The sequence below is a fragment of the Bacteroidota bacterium genome (assembly GCA_016706865.1).
Lineage (GTDB): Bacteria > Bacteroidota > Bacteroidia > Chitinophagales > BACL12 > UBA7236.
Map to the genome: position 1 here is coordinate 1,621,981 of JADJIS010000003.1, position 18,540 is coordinate 1,640,520.

Below are 18,540 nucleotides of genomic sequence, written 5' to 3' on the forward strand. Positions count from 1 at the left end.
TCTTCATTTTTTGACTTTTATTAAAATGCAAACACATAATACCTATCTTTGCGGGCGAAAAAAATATAATTATGACAGGAAATAGAACATTTACCATGATCAAACCCGATGCAGTGAGAAAAAACTCCATTGGCGGTATTTTAAAAATGATCAATGAAGCCGGCTTTAAAATAGTTGCAATGAAATTCACAAAACTGAGCAAAGAAAAAGCAGGTGAATTTTATGCTATACATAAGGAGCGTCCTTTTTATGGAGAATTAGTTGACTTTATGAGTTCAGGTGCTATTGTTGCCGCAATACTAGAAAAAGAAAATGCAGTTGTTGATTTTAGAAATCTTATAGGTGCAACTGATCCTTCAAAAGCAGATGAAGGTACCATCAGAAAAATTTATGCATCGAGCATAGGAGAAAATGCAGTGCATGGAAGCGACTCCGATGAAAATGCAATAATTGAATGCGATTTTCATTTTAGCAAGTTGGAAAGATTTTAATTCTAATTAATTAAATAGGATCCGGCAAGATATTTTTTGCCGGATTTTTTATTTAAAACCTCTCTTCATTTATAAAAAAAACCCGTTGCGGATTTTAAACCGAAACGGGTTAACCAAAACAGGTTTCCAATGGCAAAATTTCTATTTGGAAACCTCTATCTTTCGTGAAACACTTTTCTCTGTATTACTTATCTGAAGCAAATATAATCCGTTTGCAAGTGCCCTCAAATCAAATCCAAAACTATTTTTTCCCACAGTGCATAATTCATTGATTGTCAACACATTACGACCTTCAAGATCTTTTATTTCTAAAGAAACCTGCATGGCTGTTGAGGCATCGATTTCAACAGTCAAATAGTCAGATGTCGGGTTAGGATACACCTGTATTTCTGACAGATTTTGCATCTCTATCCCTGATTGAAAAGTAACCGTTACTTCATAGCTTTTTGGTGTGAAATTTACCGGAGAATAGGAGGTATAAGTTACCGGTGAACTGAAATTTTGTGCCACTCCGGAAGCAGGATCAACATACTGACCTGTGATGTCAATTGTCGGAACCAAAGAGGTAACATCAGTACCCTCCGGAACCACTAATTCTATGGTTCCTGCTGTTTGATCAATGATGCCAGTTGCTATCGGGGAGGTGAAATTAAAGGAAACTATGCTGTTTGGATAGGTGGTATGGTATCCTTCTATATCATTTTTGTCTCTTGGCAATAACTTCCAGTTTCCAAAACTGAAATACATGATTCCCTGAATATAGGTAAGCTCCTCTCCCATTGTCAGGGTATCGGGACCAAATTCGAAAGGCAATTCATAAGAGTAATCATCGCAACGCATTCCAACCTCAGGAGTATTGGAAAGATTCACCCTCCATTCGCCAAAAGCCCCGCCTGTGGCTTCATCCGCGTTGTTTGACGTTACATATGCATTATCAAACTTCACCAACATTCCTTCGTAAGGTTCGGTTGCATCGTAAATTTTAGCATCCACATCCAAGGGATCTAGGCCTGTTACAAAGGCTGGAAGTGCATTCATTTGTGAATTGAGCGTATAAGTAATATTCGCAAGTTTGGTCACGCCAAATTCTTCAATGATCTTGGCAGAGGTGATCGTAATTTCGTCGCCACGGAAAAGCACATCGGTGCCATCTCCCGGACCGGATTTGATGAAAATTCCCTCATAAGCCTGTGATCCTTCCTGAATCGCAACTGTACCGAGGTCGTAAGTTTGAGTTGTGCTGGTAACTATTGCCTGAATATTCATCGAAGCGATGCTATCATTGGCCCAAATGGAAACTCCGGTGCTGAAAGGGGAATTTTGGATCTGAACTATCGAAGTAATTCCATCATCATACACTATATATATTATAGGTGAACTTGGTGAAGGATAATTTATTGTATTTCCATCATTATCGGTAGCGGAAATATAAAAATTGACGTAAGTGCTGTCTACTCCGGGTCCCGGAATATTTCCCTGCCAGGTGTCTCCCGCAAGATCCGACATGGAAACTGCCGTGAAACCGGTATTGCCAATTCCGTATGAGTAATAAAGATCAGCATACGCAACCGTTCCATCAAGATCAGTAATGGTAGCGGAAACACTAACTGTTTCTGTAGATGTAGCCACCACAGGAGTTCTTGTAATATCAGTAATAACGGGTGGTGATGCCAAAGCAGGTCCAATATCAGAAATTGACAGAGGTGCAATCGCATATTCGGTCTCGGCTGTAAATTCAACAATTACTCCTCTTATATAAGCGAGATTTGTTCCCAAAGCCGGAGGTGTATATGCATCCGGAGTATTGGTTTCACCCGCTGCTCCACCAGCCCAGATATTACATTCATCATCATAGGTATCGTTGCGGAAATGTCCGCTCATATCTCTGATCTGAATTTTATTTCCATCCACATCCTGCACATACCAAAACCATCTGAGTCCCGATGGTGTTATATCTGTAACATAAACACCGGTAAATTCCACATACATTCCTTCATATTTTTCTCCTTCCAGGGTATTAATAACTTGTCCGCCCGCCCCATCACTCATCATCAACTCACTAATTTCCGCTGCAGTAGGTGTCGGCATGGTAGAAAATCCAATAATTTCCGATTCAATCGGCAATAATAATAATTGTGTATACCCTTCAAATGAATTTATGATTCCGGTGCATTCCACAATATTTCCAACTTGAAAATTATCTACAAATAAGGTAGCATCATTCAAACTCTCCAGATCGGTCCAGCCTATCGCAGGCCAATCTATTAATACATGGATTCCGGTAAATGGTCCTCCATCTTCATCCTGCAAAAATGTTCCCATTCTGCTTCCCGTGCTGGACAATGCATAATCGCAAGGGTTAAAAGAAACAACTCCCTGCACTCTCACAGTATCTCCATTGTAATTCGAAAGATCATCTTCCACCGCAAGAGAGGCATCATCTCTATATTGAAGATCATAAATATCTACCAGTGGATATTGGGCCGAAACAGTAAAAAAGCTGAATACTGCAGCCGCTAAAAGTATAAAATTTTTCATCAAAATCGTTTTGTGCAAAGGTAATTAATCGTTCTGCTTTGAAAGAAGATTCAGGCTTAAATTAACGTTATGATTTTGTTCAAATCTTTGTTCAGAGTTCTGTGTTCTGGGTTCTGAGTTCTGGGTTCTGAGTTCTGAGTTCTGTACGGAGGGAAATCCACGTATCATTTATACTCAGATTATGACAGATACTAGGTGAAAGAGTTGAAGGAGTTGAAAATGTATAATTCGGAGGGAAAATCATCAATGTTACAAACTGCCCACTGCCCACCACAGGTGTTCGGAAGATTGCCATCATGATGTATTAAAGAGGATTTTTTTCGCCTTCTCAGGATTTCCATCGCAAAGGTAAACTAGGTCTATAGCCACTAGTTTTTCCATTTCTTGCACAAAGCGTTGCTTCATTATTTTGTATCCTTTATGCCCATTTGTCTTTTTATATACTATAATTAGTATCGAAGCGATCAGTGTTACATATAATATACTTCTGATTCCATTTTCACTTCGATTTAATAAATGGCTTAAATTTAGTTCTTGCTTTAAAAATTTAAAGAAAACTTCTATATCCCAACGTTGCTTGTACAGCGTACAAATTTCCTCCGCACTTAGGTCAGGGATATTCGTTATAAAACGCAACACTTCACCGGTTTTATTTTGTATTGTGTGGATGCATCTAAATGGTATTTCTGTTTTCCCATTTCTTTTAAATAAATGAACCCAACAATCTGATTCGATGGTCAGTTTTTCTGTTATAATTTTTCCTTGATAAAATTTTCACTTATAATTTCAAGGTTACTATTGGCAAACAACAGAGTGACAAATGGTATCTTTTTTTTAGAAAGTTCTTCAAAGGTATTTCGGCCAGAAACACCTTTATCAAAGACTCTTACCGCATTTTCATTCGACGGTTGGTGCTCCAGAACCGCTGCTCGAAGTGCAGTATTTTCCGGAACAGGTATGGAACCACTATAGACATCTGCACTAATGGGTATTTCCGAAAAACCAATTGTAAATTTTAACTGGTTTAAATAGGCAGCAGCACTACCCTTTATTACATAACCACATTTTAATAACTTTCCGGATGCAGTTATAATTGTTGAATCAAACCGTAATAATTTCGAATGTTCTTCGCCAATAATTGATCCATATAATTCAACACATTTATTAAATAATTTTTCAAAATATCGATAGTCCATTGTCTTTATACGTTCACTGATCGAACTGTAACGTATACTCGATTTCGTTCCTTCCTGATTCAAAACATTGAATGCCAATGTTTCATAGGCAGACTCCATGCCTCGTAAACTATTGTCCTTATTACTTACAATACTATAGATCAGAAGTTTAAAAAGAATCTCGCCTTGTAATTTTTTAGAATATTTATTGACCCTGGTCTCAAGGGCCAGTTCTTCTAATAAAGAGTCTGGTAGCACCTTTAATATGTCGCCAATAAACATATTTCAAAAATCTAACATAACTAGCTGATGTACAAGTAGTTTGTACACAAAGGGAATGTTGATTCAGTTTCTTCCGAACACCTGTGCACTGCCCACTGTTGACTGTTGACTACTACAAGTTGAAGGGGTTGAAAAAATATAATTCGAAAGAAAACCTCCATCCCGTCAATCTGCCTACTGAGACTGTGACTGCGACTGGTTCTGAGTTCTGAGTTCTGGGTTCTGAGTTCAGTACGGAGGAAAACCTGCATCGCGTCGAACTGCTTACTGAGACTGTGACTGCGACTGGTTCTGAGTTCTGAGTTCTGAGTTCTGACATGTAGTAGATCTCCTGCGTCGATCACTACATGTTTCAGTTCTGGGTTCTGGGTTCTGAGTTCTGTACGGAGGGAAATCCACGTATCATTTATACTCAGATTATGACAGATACTAGGTGAAAGAGTTGAAGGAGTTGAAAATGTATAATTCGGAGGGAAAATCATCAATGTTACAAACTGCCCACTGCCCACTGTTGACTGTTGACTACTACAAGTTGAAGGGGTTGAAAAAATATAATTCGAAAGAAAACCTCCATCCCGTCGATCTGCCTACTGAGACTGTGACTGCGACTGGTTCTGTGTTCTGGGTTCTGAGTTCTGAGTTCAGTACGGAGGAAAACCTGCATCGCGTCGAACTGCTTACTGAGACTGTGACTGCGACTGGTTCTGAGTTCTGAGTTCTGACATGTAGTAGATCTCCTGCGTCGATCACTACATGTTTCAGTTCTGGGTTCTGGGTTCTGAGTTCTGAGTTCTGAGTTCTGTACGGAGGGAAATCCACGTATCATTTATACTCAGATTATGACAGATACTAGGTGAGAGAGTTGAAGGGGTTGAAAATGTATGATTCTGAGGGAAAATCACCAATGTTACAAACTGCCCACTGCCCACTGTTGACTGTTTACTGCCATTACTCACCAAAAAAGGGATGAAGACCTAAATCCTCATCCCTTTTTAAATTTCTTGTATACTCGATCAGAAACTATATATCAAACCTGTCTGAAACGAAGGAAAAATATCCATCTCAGCAATATTTGTAGATGTAGCCAGTGCTCTGAAATTAATTGCCAGTGGAAAATCTTTGCCACTCACTTTTTGGAAATCATATCCTATACCTAAACCTGCTTCCGGCATAAAACCGCTGTGCGCTTCTGTGCTTAAAACACCTTTGCTTACTGCATCCGGATTTGAGCTCTCTTCTTTGCTTAACATTTGCGCATATCCCGCAGCACCAAACATTTCAAAGGTTACTCCTCCGCGGAAGGTTACTTTATAATCTATTTCCAGGTTACCGTAAACACTGGAAGAATTTGCTTCATTCTGAAACATTCCAAGATTTGGAACGAACAATAATTTTCTATCGCTGATTCTTGAACCTTTACAACCGGTTTTTTCCATTTTGGTCCAAAGAAGGTTTAATTCAGTTCCTATTCCAAAACCGGGTTTCATCATATTATATCCAAAATAGTATACTCTGATCGGGTTTGGGTCATTATGATAAGGCGATTTACCGAAGTTATTACCAGCAAAAGCTGAAAAAGAAAGCGTTGAGATTAAAATTAGGGCAAAAATTGATCTTAAATGTGTGTGGTTGGTTGTAAATGACATTTTTCTGATTTGCGATTAAGTTTACAAAATTAATGCTATATCCTGACAACGCCGCAAAACCTGAAATAGTTTCTATTAATTAACAAATTATTAATGGTTTTTCGGTAATTATGCCTCAAAGTTAGATACAAACTGTAGAACTATTCTACAGTATTATCCACATCCTAATTCTGAAAAGTGGGGAAAGGCTTAAAATACGGACATCCGCCGCGGCGGATGCCCGTTGATCCACCTTTTACTATCAATTTATACTCAAAGTCTGGTTTTTGGGATAGGTAATGTCAAATTCCAATTCAAATTTGGACACTTCCTTCGGTTTCAGTTTTTCTCTCCATGTGACAAAACCGGTAAGTTCGTCGAGGAGACCTTTGCCCAATTCTGTAAGTTCCACTTTTATATCATCATCCTGCGAAATTGGGATCTGATCCATCACGATGATTTCTAAATTTATTGGTTTGCCATTTCTGACAGAAATTTCAAAAGCCATGGACTTGGTATTGTTTGCACCGATAATTCTGTCTGTCGACTTATCAGCCACCATTGTGCGTTTAACATCTATGGATTTATCTCTTCCCAGAGAAACAGATAAAGTATCACTCAGACTTAATGGATCTAAATATGTTTTTGCTACATAAGTATTGTTGAAATAGATATTCGCATTTCCCGGCAATAGATTCACACCTTCCCATTCGGTAATTCTTGCAATCAGAAATGCACTTTGTTCAATTTTAGGAACGATCAGATAATTATAATCAGCAGGCAATGTTTTCGATTGCAATGAAACAAGATGTCCTTTTCCATCTGCAGGAATATTATAGGTCTGATTTATTTCAAATTCCACATTTGCAATCGTTTGAGTTTGCGTGGTGATATTATGCGCATAGGTAGCATCTTTTACTTCTGCTTTAGATTTTGCAAGTGAATTAATTTCTCCTAATACTACCTCATCTGTAGCTGAAGGTGCTGATTCGGATTTTGCATCATCATAATCGCGGTTATAATAATACTGGTAATAGCCTACATACCATGTTGTTAATTGCGGAAGTGTATTTCCGAGCATAGGATTTCCTGTGGAACAAGTAAGTTTTACATTTTTCCATTCGATACCGGAATTTTGCCAGATATTGGCTTTATAATTTAATTGAACTGGCTGACCGATATCTGATGCTCTGATATCGTATGTTGCATACCAACCTGCATTATAGGTGAGGTAATTCACTTCAATTTTTGCACTTATTGCAGTTTCTGTTGCAACGGAAACAACTATTTGCGGAACCGGAGCCATTGCAGATATCTGCGCATTTTGTTGTGCCCAATAATTTTGCAGATCATACATGCGTTGCTGCATTTTTGCTTTGTCTTTATTTGCATTTAATTCTTTTCTTTCCAATTTTAAAAGATCGGAATAAATGGCATTTAATTTTAGATCGTAATATTCAATTGTTTGTTGTAATAATTGTAGCGAATCCGTTCCCCCATTCGTGAGTAATATTTTATTGCTCAACAACATTTGATTCTGCACATTTAACACATCCCGTTTCTGACGAATATCTTTTAAAATAAAATCAATATCCAGAATAGAATCTTCCAGATATTTTATTTTTTTCTGAATATCATTCGGCAAGGTTGTTTGTTGCACAGGCTCGGGATAAAATAAACGATATTGCACATCCAATATCGTAAACTCTCCCTTACCTCCAGCCTGTATGCTGTTTTGGTCGAGAGATTGTGAAATACCTTCTATAACGATATCAGTATTTCCGGCTGGAAGATTAACTGTTTTTGTGTGAAACAATTGTGCTCCGTTTAAAAAAACAGTAGCCCGCTCCGCTTGTGCACTAATTGTAATAGGGTCTCCGGCATAAACGGAAAGTGTAAGTAGGGTAAGAAGGATGGATAGTATATTTTTCATTTTTGTTTGTTTTGGAGGTAGGATGAAGAAAAGATCCAGATTCCATAAACAGGGTTATACTGATAGCGAAATCTTTTTCATTGAAAAACCCTGAAAGTAATTTCAATGAATCATCAATTGCAATAGATATATATAATATGGATGGCGTGCTTTGTTACGTGGGTCACGTTGCAGAAAATGCAGCAATCGATATTTGTTTTTTACCGATGGGAATATATATCGTTCGAATTACTACGACTAATAATCAAGTGGGATTTAAAAAAATTGTAGTTCGATAAATTGAAATAATTAAATAATATACTAATATCGTTTGATATTGCAGCTTTTAGAAAATAATTAATCCAGATTGATATTATTAGTAACCAAGATAGATTGTACTTGCTGGAAATTCCAGTCAAACTGACCCCACCTGAGCAATTTAAACTGACCCCACTTCTGCGGAGCAAACTGACCCCATCTCTGCAATCCAAACTGGCCCCACCTGTTTCATGTTGGACAGGCCCTGCATTTTTGATTTGATTATACTGTTTTAGCACGGTGATTTTTTACTGTTTGCATTATCGTATTATGACGATTCTGTAAACTTAATAAATCATGGCGAATAAAACAATTAGTATGAACACAATCAGACAAATAATGAAGCTTTATTCGCAACGAATGGGCAAAAAGAAGATCGGAGGCCGATTATCTATTTCCAAGAACACAGTAAAGCTGTATATCGATGCCTATCATCGATTACAAAGGCCCTGGGAGGAGCTTTCTCTTTTGACGGACTACGAGTTAAATAAAATATTCAATCCCGTACAAGAGGTTATTGCAAGTAATAAATTACAGCAGGTGTACGATTTTTTTCCAATTATGGAAAAGCAGTTACGCAAGCGGGGTATGACCATTGCTATCCAGTACCGTCGATTTTTGGAGGAACATCCCGATACCTATAAAGAGTCACGATTTTACTTCTATTACAGGCAATATCGCAAAAAAAGCAAATCCAGTATGCATATTGAACACAAGCCCGGAGATAAGGCTTATGTTGATTTTGCAGGAGTTAAATTACCTTATGTTGATACAGAAACCGGAGAGATAAAACAAGCTGAAATATTCGTTGCTATTTTAGGTTGGAGCCAGTTTGTATATGTGGAAGCAATGCAGGATCAAACAAGTGAGGAATTTATTTTGGCTTGCGAAAATGCATTGATTTATTTTAATGGAGTTCCTTCTGCACTGGTGCCAGATAATCTGAAAGCAGCAGTAATTAAAACAGATAAATACGAACCGGAATTAAATGCAAATTTTAAATCCTTTGCAAATCATTATGGATTTACGGTACTGCCTGCACGCTCCCGAAAGCCACAGGACAAAGCACATGTGGAGAATATGGTTAAAATTGTATATAAAGATATTTATACCCGTATTTATGAAACCGGTATTTTGCCTTTGCCCCTGCTCAATGAACAGATCCGGATCTATCTCACTGATTTAAATAATGGATTGCTTACCGGAAAAAATTATTCAAGAACAGAACAATGGACTTTTGAAAAAACAACACTGGATCCGCTGAACACTTCCAGATACGAAATGCGAAAAATGATCCAGGTTACTGTGGCAAAGAATGGTCATGTAAGGCTTGCTGAAGACCAGCATTACTATAGTGCACCGTTTGAATTGATCGGGAAAAAATTAAGGTTGCAATACTCCCGTTCATTAGTGGAAATCTTTCAACAATACGAACTTATTGCAACACACAAAAGAGTGCTGAACCCACATCGATACACAACTGATCCAAAACACCTCTCACCCGAACACAGATATCTGACAGAATGGAATCCAACTTTTTTTTAGATCAAGCACGAGCAATAGATCCAATTGTGGAAAAATATATTGAGCAAGTACTTGCCAAAAGACAACACCCTGAACAATCCTATAAGTCATGTTCGGGTATCTTATCATTTGCAAAACGAGTAGGACCTGCAAGATTAATAAATGCATGCAGACGTGCAATAGAGGTGGGTTATTACAACTATGGGATCATTGATGATATATTGAAAAATAATATGGATGACTATACAGATGAACCCGGCCCCGATAATATGCCACAGCATGAAAACATACGCGGTGGCGATTATTATCAATAAAAATAATGCAAATAAAAAATCAAAATTATTTATTTAATCAAATCAAAAAAACAAAAAAAACAATGCAGGAAATGTTAACCAAAATGAAGTCCATGCGCCTTCTGGGAATGGCACAAGCCTTCCAATTATCAATGGAATCAGGTAAGAACGAAAAGTTTACCTCGGATGAAATGGTCACTCATCTGATTGAATCGGAATGGGACGATAGACATAACAGAAAAATGAATCGGACAGTGAAAGATGCCCGGTTCCGTTATAAAGCAAGCATCGAACAAATTACTTTTGATGATAATCGGGTAGATAAAAACCAAATACACCGATTGGCTGATTGTAATTTTATTAAACGCCATGAAAATATTATTATTACCGGCAGTACAGGTATCGGAAAAAGTTATTTAGCATCAGCAATTGGTCATCAGGCATGTTCAATGGGTTATCGGGTTCTGTATCAACACAGTACGAAACTCTTTGCACGAATGAAAATAGCAAAAGCAGACGGGTCTTATTTAAAAGAGCTGTCTAAAATGGAAAAACAACAATTATTATTGATAGATGATTTTGGAATACAACCACTTGATGCGCAAAGCAGGTCAGCATTAATGGAAATCATTGAGGATAGGCACGGAAAATCATCAGTAATCATAACATCACAAGTGCCGGTAAGTGGCTGGCATGATATCATCGGCGAACAAACCATTGCAGATGCAATTTTAGATCGGATCGTGCACGATGCACATCGGGTTGAAATGAAAGGTGAATCATTAAGAAAAAAAAGACACCTGGAAGCGGAAGAAAAATTTGATTTAAAAAATTAAAACTAACTTAGCCAAACATTGCAAAAAACAATTATTAATAAATCAAAAATGAGAGGCAACTTTGAGGGGTCAGTTTAGATTGCAGAAGTGGGGTCTGTTTGGTTGGAATATCCATTTAAAAGATTGTGATACAACATGTGGGAAAAACCACAATATCATTTTGTAAAATTCGCTCTACATTAGTTCATTAAAATATTTCATTTGTAAATAAATGGTATTGGGCTCAAAGTGTCTATTATTTAGGATTCACTATAAATAGTGAATTTACATCAAATTACAAAAATATAACACAATAAATTTGGTTTCGATTAAAAGCATTTATAATTTTCATAAATGTTTTGAATACTTGCTGATTTCACGATTAAATCTACTAGTTATGAAAAATTTAATTATTATCCCATTCCTTTTATCTAATTTTCTTGTTTACACTCAAATTGATCCAGATCCCGAAGCAATGCTATTAGAGTTTTATATTGATGGCGGAGATACTGTTTGGTTGGAATATGAGGATACCACTAATATAATTGAAGCGCGTATGCCTGGTGATGAATTAGCGAGAAAATTCATAGGAATATCTCCAACAGGGTTTATTGAAGAGGTAAATCCTGGTTTACATGGAGTCCATACTGCAGGAATGTTTAAACCTCAAACGATGCCATATGGAGATTATGGTGAGGATCAATGGGAATTATTGTCTGAATTGCGCCCTACAGTTTTACGTTTTCCCGGTGGTGAGGATAGTAAATTTATGCATCTTTTACATACCATAATTCCTTCTGATCCTCCATCTACTCGTTCAGTCGGTTATGGATACGATATTGACGAATTAATTAGATATTTTGATTATACCGATCACTACGGAGCTGATATTGATGTATTTGGTAATCCATTAACACAAGGTGTTGCTGATGTTACATGGATAGCAGCGGATTATCGTAAAAATTTTATTACTTTTCGAGATGATTATTTAGAACAATTATCTTTAGGTGCAACTGATTACTATATTGATCACTTTATTCGATTGGTTGAATATATAGAAGATCAAAATGAAGGGTTGAGGGTAAAGGTGGTTGTTGATTTAAATATAATAAGCGAATCACCTGCTGAATGCAAGGCGATTGTTAATTACCTGCGTGATAATGCAATATATGACTTAGAAGTTTTTGGGGTAGAAATGGGAAACGAATGTTATGCTAATTTTTATGCACATACAATGGGCTTTAATGCATTCTCTAAGTATTGGGAATACTTAAATGGTGATGCTGTAACAGGTTGGGACATAGATGATGTTTTGGAAGGTGATATAGAATCCGATCATGACTTTTTTACTGCGTTCAAAGGTGATGCGTCTTTTACTGTTAAAGTTGGATTAGTAGCTTTTAATAATCCTGACCCAGGTGGATCAACTGATTATGCTCTTGCTGTAACTGATATAGTTGATGTAATGCCGCTTTCGAGCGATTGGAATTCTGTTCTACGAACTTATTACAATGCACTCATTCCAATTTCTGGTACAGCATTTAGTAGAAGAGCATTCGATGCCATCGTCATACATCCTTATTATGAGACTTTTAACTATAAAACGGAACTTGCAACTTTTTTTGACGCAGCAATATTTGATTGTGAAGATGAAGACTTTGGAGGAAATTGGGAATACGATGAATATGACGAGCGACTCGATGATGCTTTTGATTTTATGAAAGTAAAATTTAAGGATTTTGTAACTACAGAATTTAAAGAATCTTACCTCAGGTGGAGTGAGGATCTGGATTTTGATTTGGCAACTGGATCTGGTGGAAAAGAATTATGGACAACGGAATGGAACTATAAAGATTCGGATGGTGATGAGTTGTATGATGACAATCTTTTACGTACATATTCAAACACTTTTATTCAAGGCATTTTTGACTTTGAGTGGTACCTTAAGAATATAAAGATGAATTTTGACACTGATTATAGACCTAACTTTTTTACTATTGCAGCCATGCATAATATAGGTGGCGGCGCATGGAGTGCTATGCTCAGTCCTGCACATGACCGTGAATTAATTGAATATGGAATGTTTGAGTCACCTTGGGATGATGAAGAAAGACGGTACTACTTGCCGCGAACTAACTATTATGTGTTTAGTTTACTTCAGGATATTTCATGGCAAAATTTGAAATATGTTAAAACAAATTTCACTATAAATATTTTAAATCCAAATGTTCAACCAACAGTTTTTATAGACCAATCAGGTGAGAATTTATATATTTTTTATACGAATTTAAAGGATGAATCTCAATCCTACGTTTTAAAGACGACTGGACTTGAATCATATCTTGATGCAGAAGAAATAAATGTTCTCTCTTCAGAAGTATTCTCCGTTACTGCGAACCAACCTTATTCTTCCGGTGGTAAAATGATTTTATTTAATATGAATACTTGTTATAACGAAGTGGACAACCTTTTCCCTCTTGAGTATTTGAATTTTCAAAATGTTACTCCACCATATACCTCCTATGATGGCACTTCTTACGATCCGGAATGTGGTGAAATACCAACGGGAGATTGTTTGACCGTTCCTAAATATTCGTTTGGATATATCAAAGTTGCCCTTGAGATTATTCCATCGGAGAAATTAACACAGCATCAAACAGTGAATCCTGAGGTGGAAGGATTATTGTATCCGAATCCAACAAATAATGAGCTATCTATTAAACTCACTGAAGATTTTCCAGAAGACTGTAAAATTAGAATTTTTAGCGCAGATGGTAAGTTATGGATTGAAGAAAAAATAGGCGAAGACATGACGATTAATGTTTCCGAACTACCTGTAGGATTTTATCGTGTTGAAGTTATTAATGATAACTTTTTAAAATTCGTAAACTCTTTTGTTAAAATATAGTATGAAATACTCCAGAAAGAAATTAATCCAGTATTCAACCTTTGCAATTGTATTTATTCGGGGCCAAAATGGTTTTAGTCAAGGTGTTTACACCGATCTTGATCCCGATGTGGTTTTAGATTCCCATTTCGAAGCAGAATTGATTGATATGGATAGTAATGGTTTTGTTGATTTTGTATTAATAAATTGGTCGATTGATACCTTCACGTATTATGGTGATCTCGATTTTCAACAAAGAATTTGGATCGGACCCAATACCAGTAATAATTCGGTAGCTGCTGCAACTACATCATTTGGCGCTGGCGTGATTGCTTATGCGTATGCATTGTCTCAGTCAAATTTAATTGACAATTCATTACCTTTTAAGAACGTTATGTTGCAAAGGCTGGCTTTTAGAACTTATTTTGTTGATGTAAGTTTAACTGATGAAGGAGGGTATTGGTACCCTGAAATGCTCGATCATTACTTGGGAGTAAGATTTTTTGATGGCGAAAATTGTCTGCATTATGGATGGATTCGCTGTGATGTGATGGATGAGGGAAGAACATTAATTGTAAAAGACTACGCCTATGAAACAAAATGTGATATAGGGATTTTAGCAGGTGATACGATTGGCGATACAACAACTGTTGGAATTGCGGTATTGAATACATTAAATGCTATAGTATATAGTTTTGAAAATACGATTTATATAAATCTGAATGAATTAATTAGCGGCCTTGAAATTCACGTGTATGATTTAACTGGGAAAGAAGTTTATTCGGACAAACTAGTAAATCAATATACAGAAATAGCGTTGATAGTACCGAGAGGGACTTACTTTGTAGAGCTAATTTCAGAAGAAAAAAAGTATACAAAAAAGGTTTTTATAAACTAATGCAAGATGCTTTTATTGATTTTTGCTTCAATCAGGCTTCCCCTTTTAATTTAAACATTGCAAATTCACCTTCAACCATTTTGCAACCCCCTTTTATAAACCTCCAAACACCTCCCCCTCGCAAACCCATGATCAACAATCGGCATCGGATATTCTAATGAATCAAACTCCGCTACCCAATGTCGAATGTATTTTCCTTCCGGATCAAATTTTTTTGTTTGTTCATAAGGGTTGAATATTCGAAAATAAGGTGCAGCATCCACCCCGCTTCCTGCGGCCCATTGCCATCCGCCGTTATTACTGGCGAGATCGTAATCCAGCAATTTTTCTGCAAAATAGGCCTCTCCTTTTCTCCAATCCATTAATAAATGTTTGGTGAGAAAACTTGCAACGATCATGCGCACACGATTATGCATAAAACCTGTTGCATTTAATTCGCGCATACCAGCATCTACTAAGGGGTAACCTGTTTTTCCTGCGCACCAGAGTTCAAATTCTTTTTCATTATTTCGCCAGGGAATATTGTCGTATTGTGGCCGCTTGTGCGCTTACAATAATGGGATCACCAGCATATGCAGAAAGAATTATAAGGTAAAAAGGATGGATAGGATATTTTTCATTGTTGTTTGTTTTGGAGGTAGGATGTGGGAAAAAGGGAAATTCCATAAAATTCTAAGTACCGTTCCAAATAAATAGAAATTTAATAACCCATCAATATCCAGGATACCAAAGCGGAATGATCCTAGTAACTTGAATATTTTTGTAGGAAAATAAATAGTTCAATTATGATTTTATTGTTTTATTTTAAATATACATTTAAATTAGCTAATTATTTTTGCTTAAATTCACCGCAAAATAAAATAATAAAAAAACCCGCTGGATATTGCAGCGGGTCTCAATGCTTTAACAAAATATAATTCTTTATTATTTCATTTTAATCAACGATTCCGTTTCTTTAGTCAGCCCATCCGATTTAATTACCACATTGTAGGCTCCTACAGCCAATTGTGTAATATCAATTGTCTGACCGTCTTGCACAGATACATTTTGAATTAATTTACCAAACATATCTAAAATTTCAACATCTAAAATTTCGATTTTATCCGCATTTTTTTGTTGAATTATAAAATAATTCGGAGATGGGTTAGGATAAATAGAGTAGTTGTCAGTTACAGCTCCTAATCTTAACTCATCTAGTATAATTGGAATTACAAAATAGCCCATCGAAATTGCAGGTAATCGAACGCACACTCCATTTGGTGAGGCAATATCAAAGGCGCCAGGGCAAGAATGATTTGGTGCATAAGGTACTAATTCCGTTAATTCAAATATGTTTTCATTATCCGATGCGTTTGTGCAATCATTATAATCTTCATTAATATCAAAAAGTGTATTTCTCCCGGCTGTTGAGTATAACCTGTCGGCATCTAGAATTAATGCGTCAATATCAGTATCTAATATTGCCTGATATCCGGTCTCGTAGAATATTTCCACAACATCACCCGGATGGATATAAAAATCCTGGTAGGTATCAGTTACGTTAGAATAAATAATAAATAACTTTGGATCCAGCGGATCATCATCTATAAATACTGTCGGTGCCACATTATCATTTAAAGTGGCCATTGTAGTTTCGGTTTTAAGATATCTAAGGTCATTATCGTTAATTACCCGCCATAATTGAGCCGCAAAATATGTTGCTCTTCTAAGAAAAAATGGACTTTCTTGCGTTGTTCCACAAGCCGCTTCATCTAATGCATCCTGATCTGATTCACTGCTATTTGTCATAATCATGGTTTTACTACCGCCTAGCATATTTTGAACAGTTGCTCTGGTTAAAAAAAGTGGGCTGTAGTCTGGATCATAATTAACCTTAATGTTATATAGGAACCAATTCTGCAACATGACAGCATGAGAAAAAGTGTTCGCCACACTTGATTCAAATGGCTGGAATTGTTTTTCGTTGGCAGCAGCAGCAGCACCGTCAGGGAGAATTACTTTATCATCCAGATTATATTCGGTCAACCATATTTCCTTTGTTTCAGGACCTTCATCATCGTCAGTAAAAAGCATTTGATTTGCATGTTCTGTAAATGAAATATCAATTCTGTCGCGTGTAAATTCTTTAAAATTCCCTGGCTTGAGATCATCGGCCGGAATACCGGTTATTTGATTGAAGATGTCCTCCAAATAGGGATCGACTGTAGAATATGTCCACTCACCATCAGTAATCTGATAATTTAAGGTAATAGGGTCATCTGAATTATCATCAACTACAAAATCGGGATGTAATTGTAACATAATATCCCTCCAATTAGAATTATCTTCACAAGTTGCTGTACTATTTGTAGTTGTATAATAAGGATGAAATATTACAGCATCGAATAAATAATTTTCATAAGTAGAAAGCTCCCCATACTTTGCAGCCAGTTCAACGTTCCAATCAGGATATAGGCATTCACAATCTTCATCCGCATCATCAACACCAGGATCAGGATCCGTTAATATAGGGATTGTTGCAATTATATCCCTGCCTACGTTTTCTTCTTGAAACGGTGGTAATAATCCAAAATCGTAAAGTGCCCCGCAATCAGGTGTGTTCTCTGCAGGCAAACCTATTTTCAGAAAATAATAGGCGCTATTATTTTTAATTGCACCAAGAAAATCATGATCACTTTGCACATCAGACGCTAATGCATCGTCTAGGTCATCCGAATCATAATCACCCATAAGTCCATCATAATTATCACCATTAATATAACTCCAGTAACGTTCAAAATTTTCAAAACCCATTACTTTCTCCCCAAACTTCCCACCAACTTCATTTCCCATTTCCAAACCAATCAAATTAATTCCTTTTGTTATGCGCAAATAATCAATCACATCAAGAAGTTCAGTAGTTGATTGAGATTCAATGTTTACACAATAGATAACATCCACAATGTGACCAATATTAGCTGTTTCAATTTTTTCAATAAGTCTTGCAAAATCATTGATATATAAGGGTTGCTCTGGATAAGTATCAAATGCAGTGTCAGTTGCATCAAAGGTTGGTTGCGATAAACATTTTACATATAAATCTTGGAAACGCCCCATTAATTTATCATCTATCCAAATTTCACAACCATCGCATTCCAAATCCTCTAATTGTGATGCTATTAAATCATAATTTAATACTCCAGGTGTAATTTCAGGAGCATCCATCGCATTATCTGTAACATCAAAGTAAGAAATCATTTCTTTCCAATTATACCCGTAACCTCCATACGTAATATCATCAATTGGATCATATGACCCTAATGGATGCATGAATTTTGCGTTTGCGCCGCTGAATATTCTAACAGTTTTTGGTGCTAGATCAGATACTGCTTGCCAAGGATCGGGAGCAAAGGTATAATCCGCGTTCTCACCCTCTGGAGCTTTTAAAGGTTCAAAAAAATCAGTTAAATTGATGCCAATTAAACCATTATTAACTGGGGCATTCTGATGGTGTAGTTCTATCACCATTTGTTTGTAAGGATTATTTATCACCCATCCGTTTTCCAATAAAGAATCAGGTATTTCTTCTGCAAATGTTACATAAGTTGTATCCAGCCCGGAAGTATAAATTTCTACAGTATCACCTACCGAATAAATAACTGTATCTTCTCTTACAACGTCATATTCAACCTTGCCCCTCCCATTGCTATAATTAGTAGTTAAAGATTCTCCTTCTACTGCGAATGCACAAGAAAGAGTTAAAGTAAGCATCAGGTAGAAACCATGAAAACGGTTTTTTTAAA

14 protein-coding genes are annotated in these 18,540 nt (G+C 36.6%); 7 read left to right on the top strand and 7 right to left on the bottom strand.

Features of this window, described 5'->3' with window-relative positions; translation table 11 throughout:
* The first annotated feature begins 71 nt into the window (after nt 1-71).
* Complete coding sequence (locus tag IPI31_16420) at nt 72-491, top strand: nucleoside-diphosphate kinase (protein ID MBK7569407.1); 420 nt, start codon at nt 72-74, stop codon at nt 489-491.
* Between the two features lie 141 nt (nt 492-632).
* On the opposite strand, the gene IPI31_16425 is transcribed toward IPI31_16420, so the two are convergent.
* The 5 genes from IPI31_16425 to IPI31_16445 all read right to left on the bottom strand — a co-directional run bounded on the left by IPI31_16425 (nt 633) and on the right by IPI31_16445 (nt 8,044).
* Nucleotides 633-3,029, bottom strand: coding sequence for a T9SS type A sorting domain-containing protein (locus IPI31_16425; protein ID MBK7569408.1), 2,397 nt, complete (start codon nt 3,027-3,029; stop codon nt 633-635).
* A 294-nt stretch (nt 3,030-3,323) separates the two neighbouring features.
* A complete protein-coding gene (locus tag IPI31_16430; GenBank protein MBK7569409.1) occupies nt 3,324-3,668 on the bottom strand; it encodes a transposase in 345 nt (114 codons plus the stop codon).
* 110 nt (nt 3,669-3,778) lie between these two features.
* On the bottom strand, nt 3,779-4,486 hold the full coding sequence (locus IPI31_16435; GenBank protein MBK7569410.1) for a hypothetical protein: 708 nt from the start codon (nt 4,484-4,486) through the stop codon (nt 3,779-3,781).
* A gap of 1,013 nt (nt 4,487-5,499) precedes the next feature.
* Complete coding sequence (locus IPI31_16440; GenBank protein MBK7569411.1) at nt 5,500-6,132, bottom strand: hypothetical protein; 633 nt, start codon at nt 6,130-6,132, stop codon at nt 5,500-5,502.
* A 241-nt stretch (nt 6,133-6,373) separates the two neighbouring features.
* Nucleotides 6,374-8,044 (bottom strand): DUF4139 domain-containing protein, encoded by a 1,671-nt coding sequence (locus IPI31_16445; protein ID MBK7569412.1) that lies wholly within the window; start codon nt 8,042-8,044, stop codon nt 6,374-6,376.
* Between the two features lie 80 nt (nt 8,045-8,124).
* Here IPI31_16445 and IPI31_16450 point away from each other — a divergent pair, with 80 nt between their 5' ends.
* The 6 genes from IPI31_16450 to IPI31_16475 all read left to right on the top strand — a co-directional run bounded on the left by IPI31_16450 (nt 8,125) and on the right by IPI31_16475 (nt 14,758).
* Nucleotides 8,125-8,322 (top strand): T9SS type A sorting domain-containing protein, encoded by a 198-nt coding sequence (locus tag IPI31_16450; GenBank protein MBK7569413.1) that lies wholly within the window; start codon nt 8,125-8,127, stop codon nt 8,320-8,322.
* Nucleotides 8,323-8,659: 337 nt separating this feature from the next.
* A complete protein-coding gene (locus IPI31_16455) occupies nt 8,660-9,886 on the top strand; it encodes an IS21 family transposase (protein ID MBK7569414.1) in 1,227 nt (408 codons plus the stop codon).
* Nucleotides 9,865-10,179 (top strand): hypothetical protein, encoded by a 315-nt coding sequence (locus IPI31_16460; GenBank protein ID MBK7569415.1) that lies wholly within the window; start codon nt 9,865-9,867, stop codon nt 10,177-10,179. Before IPI31_16455 ends, IPI31_16460 begins: the two co-directional genes overlap by 22 nt.
* A gap of 62 nt (nt 10,180-10,241) precedes the next feature.
* Nucleotides 10,242-10,994 carry an ATP-binding protein gene (locus tag IPI31_16465; protein ID MBK7569416.1) on the top strand — a complete coding sequence of 251 codons (753 nt, stop codon included), beginning with the start codon at nt 10,242-10,244 and terminating at the stop codon, nt 10,992-10,994.
* 376 nt (nt 10,995-11,370) lie between these two features.
* Complete coding sequence (locus IPI31_16470) at nt 11,371-13,881, top strand: T9SS type A sorting domain-containing protein (protein MBK7569417.1); 2,511 nt, start codon at nt 11,371-11,373, stop codon at nt 13,879-13,881.
* A gap of 1 nt (nt 13,882) precedes the next feature.
* Nucleotides 13,883-14,758 carry a T9SS type A sorting domain-containing protein gene (locus IPI31_16475; protein ID MBK7569418.1) on the top strand — a complete coding sequence of 292 codons (876 nt, stop codon included), beginning with the start codon at nt 13,883-13,885 and terminating at the stop codon, nt 14,756-14,758.
* Between the two features lie 71 nt (nt 14,759-14,829).
* Here the strand turns inward: IPI31_16475 and IPI31_16480 are convergent, their stop codons facing one another.
* Together IPI31_16480 and IPI31_16485 are read right to left on the bottom strand one after the other, a co-directional pair.
* The gene (locus IPI31_16480; GenBank protein ID MBK7569419.1) at nt 14,830-15,279 is read right to left on the bottom strand and encodes an FAD-binding domain-containing protein; all 450 of its coding nucleotides are present in this window, start codon (nt 15,277-15,279) and stop codon (nt 14,830-14,832) included.
* A 403-nt stretch (nt 15,280-15,682) separates the two neighbouring features.
* Complete coding sequence (locus IPI31_16485) at nt 15,683-18,508, bottom strand: T9SS type A sorting domain-containing protein (GenBank protein MBK7569420.1); 2,826 nt, start codon at nt 18,506-18,508, stop codon at nt 15,683-15,685.
* Nucleotides 18,509-18,540 lie beyond the last annotated feature (32 nt).

Bases quoted from the DNA above. Each gene is read 5' to 3' on its own strand.
- IPI31_16420 (MBK7569407.1), top strand. From the start codon at position 72: ATGACAGGAAATAGAACATTTACCATGATCAAACCCGATGCAGTGAGA.
- IPI31_16425 (MBK7569408.1), bottom strand. From the start codon at position 3,029: ATGAAAAATTTTATACTTTTAGCGGCTGCAGTATTCAGCTTTTTTACT.
- IPI31_16435 (MBK7569410.1), bottom strand. From the start codon at position 4,486: ATGTTTATTGGCGACATATTAAAGGTGCTACCAGACTCTTTATTAGAA.
- IPI31_16440 (MBK7569411.1), bottom strand. From the start codon at position 6,132: ATGTCATTTACAACCAACCACACACATTTAAGATCAATTTTTGCCCTA.
- IPI31_16445 (MBK7569412.1), bottom strand. From the start codon at position 8,044: ATGAAAAATATACTATCCATCCTTCTTACCCTACTTACACTTTCCGTT.
- IPI31_16455 (MBK7569414.1), top strand. From the start codon at position 8,660: ATGAACACAATCAGACAAATAATGAAGCTTTATTCGCAACGAATGGGC.
- IPI31_16460 (MBK7569415.1), top strand. From the start codon at position 9,865: ATGGAATCCAACTTTTTTTTAGATCAAGCACGAGCAATAGATCCAATT.
- IPI31_16465 (MBK7569416.1), top strand. From the start codon at position 10,242: ATGCAGGAAATGTTAACCAAAATGAAGTCCATGCGCCTTCTGGGAATG.
- IPI31_16470 (MBK7569417.1), top strand. From the start codon at position 11,371: ATGAAAAATTTAATTATTATCCCATTCCTTTTATCTAATTTTCTTGTT.
- IPI31_16475 (MBK7569418.1), top strand. From the start codon at position 13,883: ATGAAATACTCCAGAAAGAAATTAATCCAGTATTCAACCTTTGCAATT.
- IPI31_16485 (MBK7569420.1), bottom strand. From the start codon at position 18,508: ATGCTTACTTTAACTCTTTCTTGTGCATTCGCAGTAGAAGGAGAATCT.